Source organism: Pseudomonas sp. RG1, from assembly GCF_025910115.1.
Lineage (GTDB): Bacteria > Pseudomonadota > Gammaproteobacteria > Pseudomonadales > Pseudomonadaceae > Aquipseudomonas > Aquipseudomonas atacamensis.
Map to the genome: position 1 here is coordinate 1 of NZ_JAPCIK010000025.1, position 16,340 is coordinate 16,340.

The 16,340-nt window shown below is 61.5% G+C and carries 10 protein-coding genes and 1 tRNA gene; 4 read left to right on the forward strand and 7 right to left on the reverse strand.

The window, feature by feature from the left end; all coding sequences use genetic code 11:
• Positions 1-2,668: beta-propeller fold lactonase family protein (locus OK411_RS15640; protein ID WP_264365317.1), on the forward strand; the 2,668-nt coding region annotated here is incomplete at its 5' end.
• Between the two features lie 204 nt (positions 2,669-2,872).
• Here the strand turns inward: OK411_RS15640 and OK411_RS15645 are convergent.
• The 7 genes from OK411_RS15645 to fdnG form a co-directional block, all read right to left on the reverse strand.
• Positions 2,873-2,968, reverse strand: a tRNA-Sec gene (locus tag OK411_RS15645).
• Between the two features lie 5 nt (positions 2,969-2,973).
• Positions 2,974-4,890 (reverse strand): selenocysteine-specific translation elongation factor, encoded by a 1,917-nt coding sequence (gene selB / locus OK411_RS15650; RefSeq protein WP_264365324.1) that lies wholly within the window; start codon positions 4,888-4,890, stop codon positions 2,974-2,976.
• The gene (gene selA, locus OK411_RS15655; RefSeq protein WP_264365318.1) at positions 4,887-6,299 is read right to left on the reverse strand and encodes an L-seryl-tRNA(Sec) selenium transferase; all 1,413 of its coding nucleotides are present in this window, start codon (positions 6,297-6,299) and stop codon (positions 4,887-4,889) included. Before selA ends, selB begins: the two co-directional genes overlap by 4 nt.
• Positions 6,300-7,438: 1,139 nt before the next feature.
• On the reverse strand, positions 7,439-8,365 hold the full coding sequence (gene fdhE / locus OK411_RS15660; protein WP_264365319.1) for a formate dehydrogenase accessory protein FdhE: 927 nt from the start codon (positions 8,363-8,365) through the stop codon (positions 7,439-7,441).
• 3 nt (positions 8,366-8,368) lie between these two features.
• Positions 8,369-9,034, reverse strand: coding sequence for a formate dehydrogenase subunit gamma (locus OK411_RS15665; protein ID WP_264365320.1), 666 nt, complete (start codon positions 9,032-9,034; stop codon positions 8,369-8,371).
• Positions 9,031-9,966 carry a formate dehydrogenase subunit beta gene (fdxH, locus tag OK411_RS15670; RefSeq protein ID WP_110600475.1) on the reverse strand — a complete coding sequence of 312 codons (936 nt, stop codon included), beginning with the start codon at positions 9,964-9,966 and terminating at the stop codon, positions 9,031-9,033. Before fdxH ends, OK411_RS15665 begins: the two co-directional genes overlap by 4 nt.
• The gene (fdnG, locus tag OK411_RS15675) at positions 9,967-13,032 is read right to left on the reverse strand and encodes a formate dehydrogenase-N subunit alpha (protein WP_136492653.1); all 3,066 of its coding nucleotides are present in this window, start codon (positions 13,030-13,032) and stop codon (positions 9,967-9,969) included. It abuts the gene before it with no gap.
• 360 nt (positions 13,033-13,392) lie between these two features.
• Between fdnG and OK411_RS15680 the strand changes: the two genes are divergently transcribed.
• The 3 genes from OK411_RS15680 to OK411_RS15690 all read left to right on the forward strand — a co-directional run bounded on the left by OK411_RS15680 (position 13,393) and on the right by OK411_RS15690 (position 16,333).
• Positions 13,393-14,547, forward strand: coding sequence for a MalY/PatB family protein (locus OK411_RS15680; protein ID WP_264365321.1), 1,155 nt, complete (start codon positions 13,393-13,395; stop codon positions 14,545-14,547).
• 229 nt (positions 14,548-14,776) lie between these two features.
• Positions 14,777-15,634, forward strand: coding sequence for a glucose 1-dehydrogenase (locus OK411_RS15685; protein WP_016774822.1), 858 nt, complete (start codon positions 14,777-14,779; stop codon positions 15,632-15,634).
• A gap of 87 nt (positions 15,635-15,721) precedes the next feature.
• Positions 15,722-16,333, forward strand: coding sequence for a Yip1 family protein (locus OK411_RS15690; protein WP_016774823.1), 612 nt, complete (start codon positions 15,722-15,724; stop codon positions 16,331-16,333).
• Positions 16,334-16,340: the final 7 nt, after the last annotated feature.

The following is a 16,340-nucleotide window of genomic DNA, read 5'->3' on the forward strand; positions in this document are numbered from 1 at the left end:
AGGCGGGACCAGTTACGCCGAGCCGCTGGAGTTCAGTGTCGGGGTGGCATTGGATTTGAAGGAGCCGAAGATCAAGGAAGCGTCGAACGATACCAGTCTGAATCCCTTGGATGCCCAAACCAGCCTCACGGCTTTGGTGGATTATGTGGGTATGCAAGTCGGTGACGAAATCACCGTGACATGGGCCGCAGCCGAAGGCGCACCAGCAGACGGCTCGCACACCACCCAACCGTGGCCGGTGACAACGGTCGGACTGCAGCAGATCCCACTGCTGCAAACACTGGTGGCCTTCAACCTCGATAAACCAGTAACGGTGAGTTACGTCGTAATTCGGGGTGACAGGGAAACGGTGCCCTCTCCACCGCATACCCTGACGGTGTTGCCATTGCCGGTGAGCGCGCTGGAAAAATCCTCGATCACCGAGGCACCGAACAACGGAGAAGGGCCGGAACTGGACATCACGGCATTGGTCAACGGCGCCTCGGTTCGTACCAACATCTGGCCCCTCGGCGCCTTTGGCCAGCCCGTCAGGCTGGAACTGCAAGGCCAGAAAGCCGACGGTACTCCCCACGACATCGTTTTAATGTCGGAAGACAAAAACGCGGTGCATCAGGCTTGGCTGAACCAGGGTTATCACACGGTTAACGCGCCTTATAGCTATCTCAAAGAGCTGGCGCATGACAGCGAGTTAAAGGTGGTGTTCAAGGCGTCGCTGGATACCGTAAATGTGGTCACTTTTCCGATACGCGCCTACACGGTCTTGGCACTCGATTTGAGCGCCCCACGCATCGAGGAAGCGCCGAACGACACCAGCCTGAATCCTTTGAACACTCAGACCGGCCTTACGGCGTTGGTGGATTACTTGGGGATGATGGTCGGTGACAAAATCATCGTGACCTGGACCGGAGCAGAAGGCACACCGGAAGGCGGTTCGCAAACCGCCGAACCCTGGCCGGTGACAACAGTCGGGCCGCAGCAGGTTCCATTGCTGAAATCTGTAGTGGCGTTCAACCTCGAGAAATCGGTGACAGTGAGCTACATAGTGATTCGGGGTGACAATGACCCGGTACCCTCTCCACCGCGTACCCTGGCGGTATCGCAGCTGCCGCAAAGCGCGCTGGAAAAATCTTGGATCACTGAGGCGCCGAACAACGGCGAAGGACCGGAGCTGGACATTACCGCTTTGGTCAACGGCGCCTCGATTCGCACCAACATCTGGCCCCTCGGCGCCGTTGGTCAACCCGTCGGGTTAGAGCTGCAAGGCGAGAAAACCGACGGTACTCAACACAACAGCGTTTTACTGACAATAGACAAAAACACCGTGGATCAGGCTTGGCTGGATCAGGGTTATTACACGGTCACCGCGCCTTATAGCTATTTCAAAGATCTGGCGCATGACAGCGAGTTGAAAGTGGTGCTCAAGGCGTCGCTGGATACCATTAATGTGGTCATCTTCCCTGTACGCGTTTATTCGATCAGCACAAAACAGTTCGGCGTGCCTAGCTTCACCAACCCGCTCTATACCATTGCGCCGGCAGGCCGGCTCAAGCCTATTGAACTGCTCCTTTCCACCAGCAGTGACGCGCCGATTCCCGGGGGGCACCTGAGTTTGACGCTGCCGGCTGACTTCACGTACGCCGATGGCGGCAGTGGGCAGCGCGAATTCGTCACCGATGCTGTCGGCAGGGTGAGCATCAGCGACGTCAAAGGCACGAATGTGCCCGGCCCCTACACTTTGAGCGTCAGCAGCGGTGCACAGGTCGACACTGCAAACGTTACCATTACGAGTTTGGGGCCGGTCGGTTCCATTGCGGTCGGGGGTGGTTCGGACGGGATCGCTGTCAGCCCGGACGGCACCCGCGCTTATGTCAGCAACTCTGGCAGCCATACGGTCTCTGTGATTGATACGGCAACGAATCTAGTCCTGAAGCACATCCGGGTCGGGAACGGTCCTAGATGGGTTGCAGTCAGCCAGGACGGTACCCGCGCTTATGTCTGCAACTATGATCCCGGAACGGTCTCGGTGATTGATACGGCGACGAATCAAGTCCTGAAGAACATCAAATGTGGGACCTACACGAGGGGGATCGCTTTCAGCCCGGACGGTACCCTGGCTTATGTCAGCAATTTTGGTAGCCACACGGTCTCGGTGATTGATACCGCGACAGATCAAGTCCTGAGGAACATCTCTACCGGGAAAGGTCCATACGGGATCGCGATCAGTCCAAACGGTACCCGCATTTACGTCAGTAACTACGATAACGGCACGGTCTCGGTGATCGATGCGACGACGAATCAAATCCTGGTAAGCATCCCTGTCGGAAGCAGGCCGTGCGGAATCTTGATCAACGAGGCTGGTACTCGCATTTATGTCAGTAATCATGCTAGCCAAACGGTCTCGGTGATCGACACTGAGACGGATCAGGTGCTGACGCACATCCCGGTCGGGAAACTTCCGTACTGGCTCGCTGCCAGCCCGGACGGTAAGCGCATATTTGTCAGCAATTATGATAGCCATACTGTTTCGGTGATTGACACGACCACGAATGAAGTCTCGGAGACTATCTCTGGCGGAAGCAACCCGTACGGTATCGCCATAAGTGCGGACGGCACCCGGATTTATGTCGGCAACCACACAATCTCTAGAATCTCAGTGATTGCGGTTTAGTGTTGAATGTTCCCAATCGCAGCAAAGGAATTAACCCGGGGACCTCCGCGTCCCTTCCAGAGCCAAACGCGGAGCGCCGTTGAGGACGTAAAGGGGCCAGACCACGTTTCTTCGGCACTCAGAACCAAAAGATCGCAGCCTTCGGCAGCTCCTACAAATCGATGTAGAAGCTGCCGAAGGCTGCGATCTTTGCTTTTGGGAGACTGGCGGAAGACAGCCGGAGTCGAACCTGCCCGGGAACGGATGCCGTCCCCAACCGGGTTTGAAGCCCGGCCGCGCCACCGGGCGCGATTGTCTTCCTGAACTCAGGGTGCGCAGGCGTTGGCCAGCGCGTTGTCGGGGCGGATCTGGCGGGATTCGCCGAGGCGGCGGGTCAGGCCGAGTCGGTCGAAATATTCCAGATACTGAATACAGCGTTTGCGTCCCAAGCCTAGCGCATCACGGAAAGTTGTCACCTCAATCGCTGGATTTTCTTCGGCGAGTTTCAGCAGCAGCGCCGCCATTTGCCGCAAGACGATGTCGCTGATGAACAGGTCGCGCACCACCTGGTGCATCAGGCCCAGGCGTGCGAGTTTGCGCAGCAGCAGGCGAACACTGGCGTCGTCTTCGCCGAGCATTTTCGCCGCGTCGCGCACCCACGGCGGGTCAAAACCCGCCTGTTCAAACAGCGGCTGTAATTGCTGCCAGAGGATTTCATCGTCGGCATTCAGGCGCACCTGATGGTCGGGCAGGTGCAGCCAGGGGCCGCTGGCGAGGATGGAGCCGGCGCCCAGCAGTTCGTTGAGCAGGCTGATGAACGTCGAACGTTCCAGTGCCAGCGCGCTGAAGCGGCGCAGGCGATCGCGGTCCGGGCCCATCTGGTCGGGTTCCTGTTCGTGGAATCGCGCCAGTTGTTCGAGCAAGGTGAATTTCAACTGGCCCCAGCGCTGCACGTTGAACAGCAGCGGGCCTTGGCGGGTGTCGATCAGGCGGATGTTTTCCGCCAGCGTCCACTGCGCGCGCGGGCGGTTGAACTGGCGTTCGAGCCGTTGCGGGTCGAGGCCGCCGGGGCTGTGGTTGAGCAGTGCCGGAAGGGCTTGTTCAAGGCTGACGCTGAGAGCGAGGGTTTGCAGTTGCGCGAGGCGTTCCGGGCTGCGGCGTTGGCGGGCCGGGGCGAACGGGTCGAGAACGACGCCGCCGCCGAGGGTGCGCTGGGCGCTGGAGTCGCGCAGGATCAGCCGATCACCCTTCACCGCTTGCACCGGCGCGTTGATCAGCAGTTGCGCGAACATGCGCTCGCCGGGGCTCAGGCGCGGGCCTTGCAACAAGGCGACGCGGGCGATCACGTCCTGGGTGCCAAGGTGCAAGTGCACCGGGTGAAAGTGTTCAAAGGTGCGCTCGCCGGGCAACAGCTGAAAGTCGATGTCGATGCGCTGGGTCGGGGCGTGCAGCCAGTCCGCCAGCAGCCATTGGCCACGGTGGAGCTGCGCCAGTTCCAGACGATCGCCGCTGAGGTTCAATGCCACGCGTTGGCCGGCGAAGGCCTGTTCGGCGGCCTGGTTTTGCGCGTGCAGGCCCCGGATGCGCACCGATTTGCCCGCAGGCCCCAAGACAAGTTTGTCGCCCACCGCAACCGTGCCCGACAAAGCTGTGCCCGTGACCACGATCCCCGCACCGGGAACGCTGAATGCCCGATCGATCGCCAGACGAAAGCCGCCCTCACAACCGCGTCCCTTCACCTCGTTGTGCGCCTGCAATAACGCCGTGCGCAACTCATCGACGCCCTGCCCGTTCACGCTCGACACGGTAAAAATCGGCGCATCCGCGAATGGCCCGGGCGCGAGCAGGTCGAGCACCTGACGCTGCACCTCTTCCACCCTGCCCGCTCCCGCCCGGTCGCATTTAGTGATCGCCACCAGCGCGCGGGGGATGCCGAGCAGCTCGACGATCGCCAGGTGCTCGCGGGTCTGCGGCATCACCCCGTCATCCGCCGCGACCACCAGCAACACCAGATCGATGCCCTGCGCACCAGCGAGCATGTTGTGGGTGAATTTTTCGTGGCCGGGCACGTCGATGAATCCGGTCAGCCCGGCGCCCGCTGCGAGTTCGGCGTAGAGATAACCGAGGTCGATGGTCATGCCGCGTTCGCGCTCCTGCGGGCGGCGGTCGCCGGTTTGCCCCGTCAGCGCCTGCAACAGCGAAGTCTTGCCGTGGTCGATGTGCCCCGCCGTGCCGACGATCACCGGTCGACCTGCAATTGCGCCAACTGCGCCAGCCACGCTGGCTCATCGTCGAGCTGACGCAGATCGAGCCACAGCGCATCGTCGCCGATTCGCCCAAGCACAGGGATCGGCAATCCGCGCAACGCCGCTTCAAGATTGAGCAGATAGCGCCCGCGCCAGCGCTTGGACACTTGCGGGCGACAACACAGCGCTGCACTCGGCAGACGCGCCACCGGTTGGCTGCCGCTGCCGATCATGCCCAACGCCTCGACTGCACTGACCTGCCAGACCTCGCCCAGCACATCAGCGAGCAGCGGTTGCAAACGCGCCGCTTGGGCGAAGATCTCGGCTTGCGGCCGAGTCAGCAGGCGCAGGCTCGGCAGGCGCTCGGCGAGGCGATCAGGGTCGCGATACAGGCTGAGCACCGCTTCCAGCGCGGCCAGGGTCAACTTGTCGACCCGCAGCGCACGTTTCAATGGGTTTTTCTTGATCTTCGCGATCATTTCTTTGCGCCCGACAATCAATCCGGCCTGCGGCCCACCGAGCAATTTGTCGCCGCTGAAGGTGACGATGTCAGCGCCATCGAGCAAGGCCTGCCGCACCGTCGGTTCCGCCGGCAGCCCCCAGCGCGTCAGGTCGAGCAGACTGCCGCTGCCCAGATCTTCCAGCAACGGCAAGCCATAAGCGTGCGCCAACTCGGCAAGCTCCGCAGTCGGCACCCGCGCGGTGAAGCCTTCGATGCTGTAGTTGCTGGCATGCACGCGCATGATCAAACCGCTGCGCGGGCCGATTGCCGCTTGGTAATCCCTGGCATGGGTGCGGTTGGTGGTGCCGACTTCATGCAGGCGCACGCCGGCGCGGGCCATGATGTCGGGGATGCGGAAGGCGCCGCCGATTTCGATCAGCTCACCGCGCGAGATGATGCCTTCCTTGCGCGCGCCGAGGCTGTTGAGGGTCAGCAGCACGGCAGCGGCATTGTTGTTGACCACGGTGACGGCTTCGGCGCCGGTCAGTTCGCGGATCAGGCCTTCGATCAGATCGTCCCGATCACCGCGCTTGCCGCTGGACAGATCGAACTCGAGATTGAGCGGATAGCGTGCGGCCAATTGCACCGCTTCGATGGCTTCTTCGGGCAGCAAGGCGCGGCCGAGATTGGTGTGCAGCACCGTGCCGGTCAGGTTGAATACCCGGCGCACCTGGCTGCGCTGCTGTTGCGCCAAGCGTTCGCCGACGCGGCCGGCGAGCACTTCGGGGCCGATTTCCACCGCCGCCAATTGCCCGCTCAACACGCCGGGCCGCAGCTCATCGAGCAACTGACGCAGACCCGTCAGCAAAGAATCCCGGCCATAACGCTCGGCCAACGGCGCGCACGCCGGATGACGCAACAACCCATCAATAGACGGCAACCGCAGGGCAACGCTGGAAGACATCAGCCACTCCTGATTTCACTGAAACAATCCCTTTTGGGAGCAAGCTTGCTCCGAAAGGGTTTCAGAAGTGTAGACGCACTGCCGGAGCTAGCTTGCTCGCGAAAGCGGTAAGTCAGTCAATGTGGAGGTGGCTGACCTGACGCCTTCGCGAGCAAGCTCGCTCCCACAGAGAAATCGGGGGCTGACGGGGCTTTGTGATTCGGCACACAAATCTGTGGGAGCTGGCTTCCCAGCGATTGCGGTGGGTCAGTCAAAGAAGGTGGTGGATGTGCCAAGCGAATCGCCGGCAAGCCAGCTCCCACATGGATTCGGGGCGGAATGAACATTGTTGGTCACCACAAAAAACCTGTGGGAGCGAGCCTGCTCGCGAATGCGGTGTGTCAGTCAATGTGGATGTGGCTGACCTGACGCCTTCGCGAGCAGGCTCGCTCCCACAGGGAAATCGGGGGCTGACCGGGCTTTGTGATTCGGCACACAAATCTGTGGCTGGCTTGCCAGCGATTGCGGTGGGTCATTCAAAGAAGGTGGTGGATGTGCTGACCAATCGCTGGCAAGCCAGCTCCCACAGTGATTCGGGGTGGAATGAACATTGTTGGTCACCAAAAAACCTGTGGGAGCGAGCCTGCTCGCGAATGCGGTGTGTCAGTCAATGTGGAGGTGGCTGACCTGACGCCTTCGCGAGCAAGCTCGCTCCCACAGAGAAATCCGGGGCTGACCGGGCTTTGTGATTCGGCCCACAGGGATTCGGGGTGGAATGAACATTGTTGGTCACCACAAAAACCTGTGGGAGCGAGCCTGCTCGCGAATGCGGTGTGTCAGTTGGTGTGGATGTGGCTGACCTGACGCCTTCGCGAGCAGGCTCGCTCCCACAGAGAAATCCGGGCTGACCGGGCTTTGTGATTCGGCACACAAGCCAGCTCCCACAGGGATTCGGGGTGGAATGAACATTGTTGGTCACCACAAAAACCTGTGGGAGCGAGCCTGCTCGCGAAAGCGGTGTGTCAGTCAATGTGGATGTGGCTTACCTGACGCCTTCGCGAGCAGGCTCGCTCCCACAGGGAAATCGGGGGCTGACCGGGCTTTGTGATTCGGCACATAGACCTGTGGGAGCACACCCCTCTCCCACAATTTTGCGCTGGTCAGTCGTCTCCCGGCGCCAGCAGCAGATTGGGCGCCAGACGTTGATAGCCGTCCTGGGCCAGGCGCATGTCCAGCAGCAAACTGCCGAGATCTGCCGACAACGCTTCGGCTTCGGCGTCGTCCTCCAGGTAGAGCAATTTCAGGTAGCTGTTGCAGCTCGGGCAGACTTCGGCGCGCAGCGGGGCCTGTTCGGCGCTGTGCCGATCGTCTTCCTGGCTCAGGTACTCGAGGCCTTTGCTCTGCTCGCAATACACGCACTTGACCCGCACCACGTGCCATTCGCAGGCGCACAGCGAACACACCAGATAACGCAAACCGTTGTGCTTGCCGCGATGGCGAATCACCCCGGCCATGGCCGGTGAACCACAGGCCGGGCATTGGCTGAGGCTGTCACCGGGTTTGAGTTGCAGCTGCGGCACGCTGAGCAGCCAGTGGCTCCAGGCGGTTTGCAGCGCCGCGCCGAGAAACGGCACCAGCGCCGCCGGCACCAGCGAATATTGCCCACTGACCAGCGCCACCGCCCACGCGCGCAACTGACCGGGACCTGCGGCGCGCAGAGTATCCAGCGCGTCGATCACCGCTGGCTGATCCGCTGGCACATAGCGCTGCAGCAAGGCGTCGAGCCACGGCTGCCAGGCATCCTCGCGCACCAAGGTGTCTGCGGCGAACGGCGGCAGACCGTGCTGCTGACAGGCTTCGAAACGCTGCGCATCAAACGGCGCGGTGAGCGGCGGATCGTCGAAGACCTGCTGCTGCGCCCGGCACAATCCGGCCATCAGCCGCAGATAATCCGCCAACCCATTGCCCTCGGCCAGACGCTCAAGGCGCTCGGCGCGCAGGGCAAACAGGTCACGCGGCGGCAGATACAGATACGGCGGCGAACTGGCCGCCGCCTCGATTTCCCCAGGTTCAAGAATGCTTGGCAAAAGTCAGCCCTTTTTCGTCAGCGGTCGCTCGGGCAGGTCCCGAGGCTGTTCGTCGCGGGTCACCTCGCGGTACCACAGTGCATGGTGTTTCTTCGCCCACGGCCGGCTGACCCAGCCATGCAACATGGCGTCGACCGAACCCTTGATCCACAAACCAGCGTAGATGTGCACGATGATGCTCAGCACCAGCACGAACCCGGCCAGTGCATGCAACAGCATGGCCCAGCGGATCGTGGTGATGCCGAAATACGCGCTGAACCACGCGCGCCAGATCACCAGCCCGGTGAACAGCAACCCCAACATGCACAGCAGTAAAGTCCAGAACAGCAACTTCTGCCCGGCGTTGTATTTGCCCACCGGCGGCACGCTTTCTTCGTCGTTGACCATCACCCGGTTGATCCGCCGCAGCCACTGGCGGTCATTGGCGATGAAAAAGTTGGTGCGCCAGAAGCTGAACACCAGGCCGAGGAACAGCACGAACATGGCGATGCCCATGTACGGGTGCAGAATCCGCGTCCAGGTGCCGCCGCCGAACAGGTTGCTCAGCCAGAACAGCGACGGATGAAACAACGCCAGCCCGGACAACCCGGCCATGAAAAACAGAATCGCCACCAGCCAGTGATTGGTGCGCTGGTTGGCGCTGTAACGCAGGATCGTCTTGTTGCTCATGGCCGCTCCTCCCCGCGTGGATCGAAGGTATGCACCGCCGGGTCGACCACGTGCACTGAGGTGTCGGGTGGCGTCGGATGCTGGTCCTCCTCGACGCGATTCGGCCCGATGCGCACGTAGTGGAAGAACCCGGCCAGCACCGCCGCACCCATCGCCAGCAGGCCGAGGGGTTTGCTGATGCCTTTCCACAAACCCACCAGCGGACTGATCGCCGGATGATCCGGCAAACCTGCATAGATTTTCGGCGTATCGGCGTGATGCAGCACGTACATCACGTGGGTGCCACCAACGCCTGCCGGGTCGTACAAACCAGCGTTTTCAAAGCCACGGCTTTTCAGGTCGACGATGCGTTCAGCGGCGTGTTCTTTCATATCTTCCTTGGTGCCGAAGACGATCGCGCCGGTCGGGCAGGTTTTCACGCAGGCCGGCTCCAGGCCTACCGCGACCCGATCGGAACACAGCGTGCATTTGTAGGCCTTGTGATCCTTCTGCGAAATGCGCGGGATGTTGAACGGGCAACCGGTGATGCAATAGCCACAACCGATGCAGTGGTCCTGATCGAAATCGACGATGCCGTTGGCGTGCTGAATGATCGCCCCGGGGCTCGGGCACGCGGCCAGACAACCGGGCTCGGCGCAATGCATGCAGCCGTCCTTGCGGATCAGCCATTCGAGGTTGCCGGCGTCGGTTTCGTGCTCGGTGAAGCGCATCAGCGTCCACGAATCCGCCGTCAGATCCTGCGGATTGTCGTAGGTGCCGTGGTTGTGGCCGACCTCGTCGCGCAGCTCGTTCCATTCCGAGCAGGCGACCTGGCAGGCCTTGCAACCAATGCATTTGGTGGTGTCGATCAGCTTGGCAACGCCCTGCTGGGTCCTCACCGACGGCGGCACGGTGGTGGTGGCCGAGCGGGCAATGATGTCTTGGCTGGCCATTTACAGTTTCTCCACGTTGACCAGGAATGACTTGGATTCCGGGGTCTGAGTGTTGCCATCGCCGAGGAACGGCACCAGGGTGTTGGTCAGGTAACCGTGACGCGTCAGGCCGGTGAAACCCCAGTGCAGCGGGATGCCGATCTGATGCACGACCTGGCCGTTGACCTGCAGCGGCCGGATACGTTTGGTCACCACCGCCACCGCTTCGATAAAGCCGCGCTTGCAGCTGACCCGCACGCGATCACCGGCAGCGATGCCCTTCTCGTTCGCCAGCACCTCGCCGATTTCCACGAACTGCTCGGGCTGAGCGATCGCGTTCAACTTGCAGTGCTTGCTCCAGAAGTGGAAATGCTCGGTGAGCCGGTAACTGGTGCCGGCGTAAGGGAAGTCCTTGGCTTCGCCGAGGGTTTCCCAGACCGAATCAAAGATCCGCGCCGCCGGGTTGCTGGTGGCCTTCTTGTTCTGCGGGTGCAGCGGGTTGATGCCGATCGGCGTTTCGAACGGCTCGTAGTGCTCAGGGAATGGCCCTTCGTTCATCTTGTCGACGGCGAAGAACCGCGCGACGCCTTCGGGGTTCATGATGAACGGGTTCATCCCGGCTTCCGGCGGCACGTCGGCCTTGTAGTCAGGGACGTCGGTGCCGGTCCAGGCCTTGCCGTTCCACCACACCAGCCTCTTTTTCGGGTTCCACGGTTTGCCCGCCGGGTCCGACGAGGCACGGTTGTAGAGAATCCGCCGATTGGCCGGCCACGCCCACGCCCAGCCCTGATGCTGGTGCATGCCGAACGGGTCGGCGTTATCGCGCCGGGCCATCTGGTTACCGGCCTCGGTCCAGCTGCCGGCGAAAATCCAGCAACCGGACGCGGTGCTGCCGTCATCCTTGAGCAAACCGAAGCCGGCCAGTTGCGTACCGGCCTTGACCGTGACGCCGCCGGCATCGGTGAAATCGCTGACGGCGGTGCCGTTGATCTCCCGCGCCAGTTCTTCCGGCGAAGGCTCGTCGGGGATCTTGTACGGCCACGACAGTTTCAGCAGCGGATCAGGAAACTTGCCGCCTTCGGTCTGATAACGCTGGCGCAGGCGCAGGAACAGTTCGCTCATGATGCGGATGTCGGTCTGCGCTTCGCCCGGGCCATCGGCGCCCTTCCAGTGCCATTGCAACCAGCGGCTGCTGTTGACCAGCGAGCCGTCCTCCTCGGCAAAACAGGTGGTTGGCAGGCGAATGACTTCGGTCTGGATTTCCGCGGTTTTCACGTCGTTGTACGGCCCGACGTTCTGCCAGAACTCCGAGGTTTCCGTGGCCAGCGGGTCCATTACCACCAACCACTTGAGCTTGGCCAACGCGCCCATCACGCGGTTCTTGTCCGGCAACGCGGCGATCGGATTAAAGCCCTGACAGAAGTAGCCGTTGACCTTGCCCTGGCTCATCAGGTCGAACATCTTCAGCACGTCGTAGTTGGGAATGTCGAGCTTCGGCAAATGGTCGAACAGCCAGTTGTTCTCGACGGTGGCGTTGGCGCCGTACCAGGATTTCATCAGGCTGACGTGGAATTTGCTGTAGTTCTGCCAATACGAAAGCTGCCCCGGTCTGAGCGGCACCTGCGTGCGTTTGAAGATGAACTGGCCGTAATCCTGCTCGCTGTCGCTGGGCAGCGTGAGGTAGCCGGGCAAGGCGTTGGACAGCAGACCGAGATCGGTCAGGCCCTGAATGTTCGAGTGCCCGCGCAGCGCATTGACGCCACCGCCAGGCATGCCGACGTTGCCCAACAGCAGTTGCACCATCGCCGCGCTGCGGATGATCTGCGCGCCGATCGAGTGCTGCGTCCAGCCGAGGGCGTAAAGAATCGTCATGGTCTTGCCCGGTGTCGAGCAGGTGGCGATCTCTTCCCAGATTTTCTGCATCGCGTCGACGGGCATGCCGCAGATCTGGCTGGCCAAGTCGATGTTGTAGCGGCTGTAATGCTGCTTCATCAGTTGATAAACGCAGCGCGGGTCTTGCAGGGTCGGGTCGACGCGGACGAAACCGTCCTCGGCGAATTCATAACCCCAGCCGGACTTGTCGGTGTAGCTGCGTTTTTCCGCGTCATAGCCGCTGAACAGGCCGTCTTCGAAGCCATAACCGGCTTTGACGATGAACGACACGTCGGTGTAATTGCGCACGTACTCGTGCTGGATCTTGTCCTCGGTCAGCAGGTAATTGATCAGCCCGCCCATGAAGGCGATGTCGGTACCGGTGCGGATCGGCGCGTAATAGTCGGCCACCGAAGCGGTCCGGGTAAAACGCGGATCGACCACGATCAGCCGCGCAGCGTTATGCGCCTTGGCCTCGGTCACCCATTTGAAGCCGCACGGATGCGCTTCTGCTGCGTTGCCACCCATTACCAGGATCAGATTCGCGTTGGCGATATCGGTCCAGGTGTTGGTCATGGCACCACGGCCGTACGTCGGGGCAAGACTTGCCACCGTCGGGCCGTGTCAGACACGCGCCTGGTTATCGAACCCCAGCAGACCGAGGCTGCGAATCACCTTCTGGGTGATGTAGCCGGCTTCGTTGGATGCCGCCGACGCCGCAAGGAAACCGGTGGTCAGCCAGCGATTCACCGTTTGCCCGTTGGCATTTTTCTCGATGAAGTTGGCGTCGCGGTCGGCCTTCATCAGGTCGGCGATGCGATCGAGGGCTTCGTCCCAGCCGATACGCGTCCATTCATTGCTGCCGGGCTTGCGCACTTGCGGGTACTGCAAGCGGCCGGGGCTGTGAATGAAGTCGAGCAGGCCCGCGCCTTTCGGGCACAGCGTGCCGCGATTGACCGGGTGGTCGGAATCGCCTTCGATATGAATGATGTTTTGCGCCACGTTCTTGCCGGCATCGCCCTGGCTGTACATGATCAAACCGCAACCGACCGAGCAATACGGGCAGGTGTTGCGGGTTTCACGGGTGTGGGCGAGCTTGAAGTGACGCACCTGCTCGGCGAAGGCCGCCGTCGGGGCCATGCCCAACGCGCCCAGGCTTGAGCCTGCAAGGCCGATACCGGCGACCTTGAAGAACTGACGACGGCTGAGATCCATCGTGCACTCCTGATCAGGTGGAACCCGGTACTTGCGCCGGGCTTTATCTGGACAATCACGGTTGCGACGCCTTGGCGCCGACTTTTTCACTGTAGACAAAGACCTTGCCGATTGTGTGAAAACCGACCGTCGGGTGTTTCATCTGCAATCTCGAGGTATTGATCGTTCCCACGCTCTGCGTGGGAATGCCTCAAGGGACGCTCCGCGTTCCACTGGGACGCAGAGCGTCCCGGGCTGCATTCCCACGCGGAGCGTGGGAACGATCAGTCAGATCGCTATTGCGAGCAGGCTCACTCCTACAGGGAACGAGTTGCGCATAGAATGTCCGGCAGAACCAACTCCGCCTTGACGAGACCGCGCATGACTTTCGATTTTGATCAGCTGTTCGACCGCCACCACACTGGCAGCACCAAGTGGAGCCGCTACCCGGCCGATGTGTTGCCGATGTGGGTCGCTGACATGGATTTTGCCGCGCCGCCGGTCATCGTCGAAGCCTTGCAACAGCGCCTGCTGCACCCGCTGCTCGGTTACAGCGTGGCCCAGGACAACCTGCGTGAAGCGATCGTCGCCGACCTGTGGAACAAGTATTCATGGCAGGTCAAACCGCAGGAGCTGATCTTCCTGCCGGGTGTGGAATCCGGCTTCAACATGGCGCTCAAGGCTTTGGTCCAGGCGCAGCAGAATGTCGTCGTGCAAGTGCCGAACTACCCGCCGCTGCGTCATGCGCCGGCGCATTGGGGCCTGAACAAGGTCGAGCTGGAATTCAACGCCCAGGCCGATGGCACCTACGCCACGCCGCTGGACGCACTGCGCGAGTCGCTGAAAGGCGGCGGCGCCCTGCTGTTGAGCAACCCGCACAACCCGATCGGCAAGGTCTTCGATCGCGAAGAGTTGCAGGCAGTAGCGGATATCTGTGCAGCGCAGGGCGCGTGGATCATCTCCGACGAGATTCACGCCGAACTGTGCTTCGACGGCCGCGTGCACATTCCCACCGCATCGCTGAGCCCCGAGATTTCCAAACGCACGATCACCCTGATGTCGGCGAGCAAGGCCTACAACATTGCCGGCCTCAAGACCTCGTTCATGATCATCCAGGACGCCGCCCTGCGTGAGCGCGTCAACTACGCTCGCTGCGGCATGGTCGACAGCGTCAACCCGCTGGGCATGGAAGCCACCCGCGTCGCCTACAGCGAAGCCGCGCCGTGGCTCGCGGAATTGAAAACCTACCTGCAGGCCAACCGCGACTGGCTGGTTGACGCAGTGCGCACGCGCCTGCCGGGCGTGACCATCAACGTGCCGCAGGGCACGTATCTGGCGTGGCTCGATTGCACCGCGCTGGACCTGCCGGATCCGCAGCGATTCTTCCTCGAACAGGGCAAGGTCGGCCTGAGTGCCGGACTGGATTTTGGTGACCGGCATCAGCAGTTTGTGCGGTTGAACTTCGGCTGCCCGAGGGCGTTGCTGGAAGAAGGGGTTGCGCGGATGGAGCGGGCTTTGGCTAACCGCAATCTCTGATCCTGCCCCGAGATTCCCCTGTGTAAGTGATCCCCTGTGGGAGCGAGCCTGCTCGCGAAAGCGCAGTGTCAGTCGACATAATTATCGTCTGACAGACCGCTTTCGCGAGCAGGCTCGCTCCCACATTGGTTTTGCATAGCCAACTAAATCCAGCGCAAATCCGATCGAACTCAAGGCAAACCCACCGGGTCAACCCGGAACACTGGCCTTGAAATCAGGAGACCCTGCGATGACTGACTATCCAAAACCACCCTTCCCGAAACAAGCCCAACCGGTGCCCGGCTCGCAACGCAAGATGGAGCCGTATCCAGACTGCGGCGAGCAGAGTTACGTCGGTTCCGGCCGCCTCGCCGGCAAGATTGCGTTGATCACTGGTGCCGACAGCGGCATCGGTCGCGCAGTGGCGATTGCCTTCGCCCGTGAAGGCGCCGATGTCGCCGTGGCGTACTTGAATGAACACGAAGACGCCAAGGAAACCGCACGCTGGGTCGAGCAGGCCGGGCGTCAATGCATCCTGCTGCCGGGCGATATCGCCGAGAAAGCACAGTGCCAAGCGCTGGTCGACAAGACCGTCGAGCGCTTTGGCCGCATCGACATTCTGGTCAACAACGCCGCGTTCCAGATGACCCACGAAAACTTTGAAGAAATCCCCGATGACGAATGGGTGATGACCTTCGACGTGAATATCACGGCCATGTTCAGGATCTGCCAGGCGGCGATCAAACACATGCGCCCCGGCTCGTCGATCATCAACACCAGCTCGGTCAACTCGGACATGCCCAAGCCGACCCTGCTGGCCTACGCCACCACCAAAGGCGCAATCGCCAACTTCACCGGTGGCCTGGCGCAGATGCTCGGACCGAAGGAAATTCGCGTCAACAGCGTCGCACCCGGCCCGATCTGGACGCCGCTGATCGTCTCGACCATGCCCGATGAAGAAGTGCAGAACTTCGGCGGCAGCACCCCGCTCGGCCGTCCCGGCCAACCGGTGGAAGTCGCGCCGATTTACGTGCTGCTGGCCTCCGACGAAGCCAGCTATATCACCGGCCAGCGCTACGGCGTGACCGGCGGCAAACCGATGCTGTAACCGTGCAGCAGAAAAACTGAACCCGAGCGGCATGGCATCCCTCCATACCTGTAAGCGCCTACGGGCCAACAGAAACCGGAGGTTGTCATGTCCGCCCCCCTCGTCAGACTCTTCACCCAACCCAACTTCGCCTGGACCGATATCCGCCGCGAAGAGGAAACCCATCCCCGCCACTACCTCGCGCATCTGCTGCTGCTCGCGCTGATTCCGGCCGTGTGCCTGTTCATCGGCACCACCCAGGTCGGCTGGAGCCTAGCCGTGGGTGAAAACGTGCGCCTGAGCACGGCCAGCGCCTTGCAACTGAGCGTGTTGCTGTACGTGACGATCGTCGCGGGTGTCGCGATTATCGGCGGGTTTATTCGCTGGATGTCGCGTTCATTCGATGCGCGGCCAACGCTCAATCAATGCATCGGTTTTGCCGCCTACACGGTGACGCCGTTTTTCCTCGCCGGGATTGCCGGGCTGTACCCGAGCCGCTGGCTGGCAATTCTGGTGCTCGGCGCGGCGTCGATCTATTCGACGTTTCTGCTGTTCGTCGGCCTGCCGACCTTCATGCATGAGCGTAAAGAGCAAGGACTGCTGTATTCGGCGTGCGTGTGGGGCGTTGGCCTGCTGGTGCTGGTGACCATGCTGGTGTCGATGATTCTGCTGTGGTTCAACGTGCTCATCCCCGAGTACCTGCGCACGACCGTGAGCTGAGCCGGTG

What these genes read in the sequence shown, in the direction of transcription:
- OK411_RS15680 (WP_264365321.1), top strand. Translation starts at nt 13,393, where the DNA reads ATGACTTTCGATTTTGATCAGCTGTTCGACCGCCACCACACTGGCAGC.
- selA (WP_264365318.1), bottom strand. Translation starts at nt 6,299, where the DNA reads ATGTCTTCCAGCGTTGCCCTGCGGTTGCCGTCTATTGATGGGTTGTTG.
- OK411_RS15690 (WP_016774823.1), top strand. Translation starts at nt 15,722, where the DNA reads ATGTCCGCCCCCCTCGTCAGACTCTTCACCCAACCCAACTTCGCCTGG.
- OK411_RS15665 (WP_264365320.1), bottom strand. Translation starts at nt 9,034, where the DNA reads ATGAGCAACAAGACGATCCTGCGTTACAGCGCCAACCAGCGCACCAAT.
- OK411_RS15685 (WP_016774822.1), top strand. Translation starts at nt 14,777, where the DNA reads ATGACTGACTATCCAAAACCACCCTTCCCGAAACAAGCCCAACCGGTG.
- fdxH (WP_110600475.1), bottom strand. Translation starts at nt 9,966, where the DNA reads ATGGCCAGCCAAGACATCATTGCCCGCTCGGCCACCACCACCGTGCCG.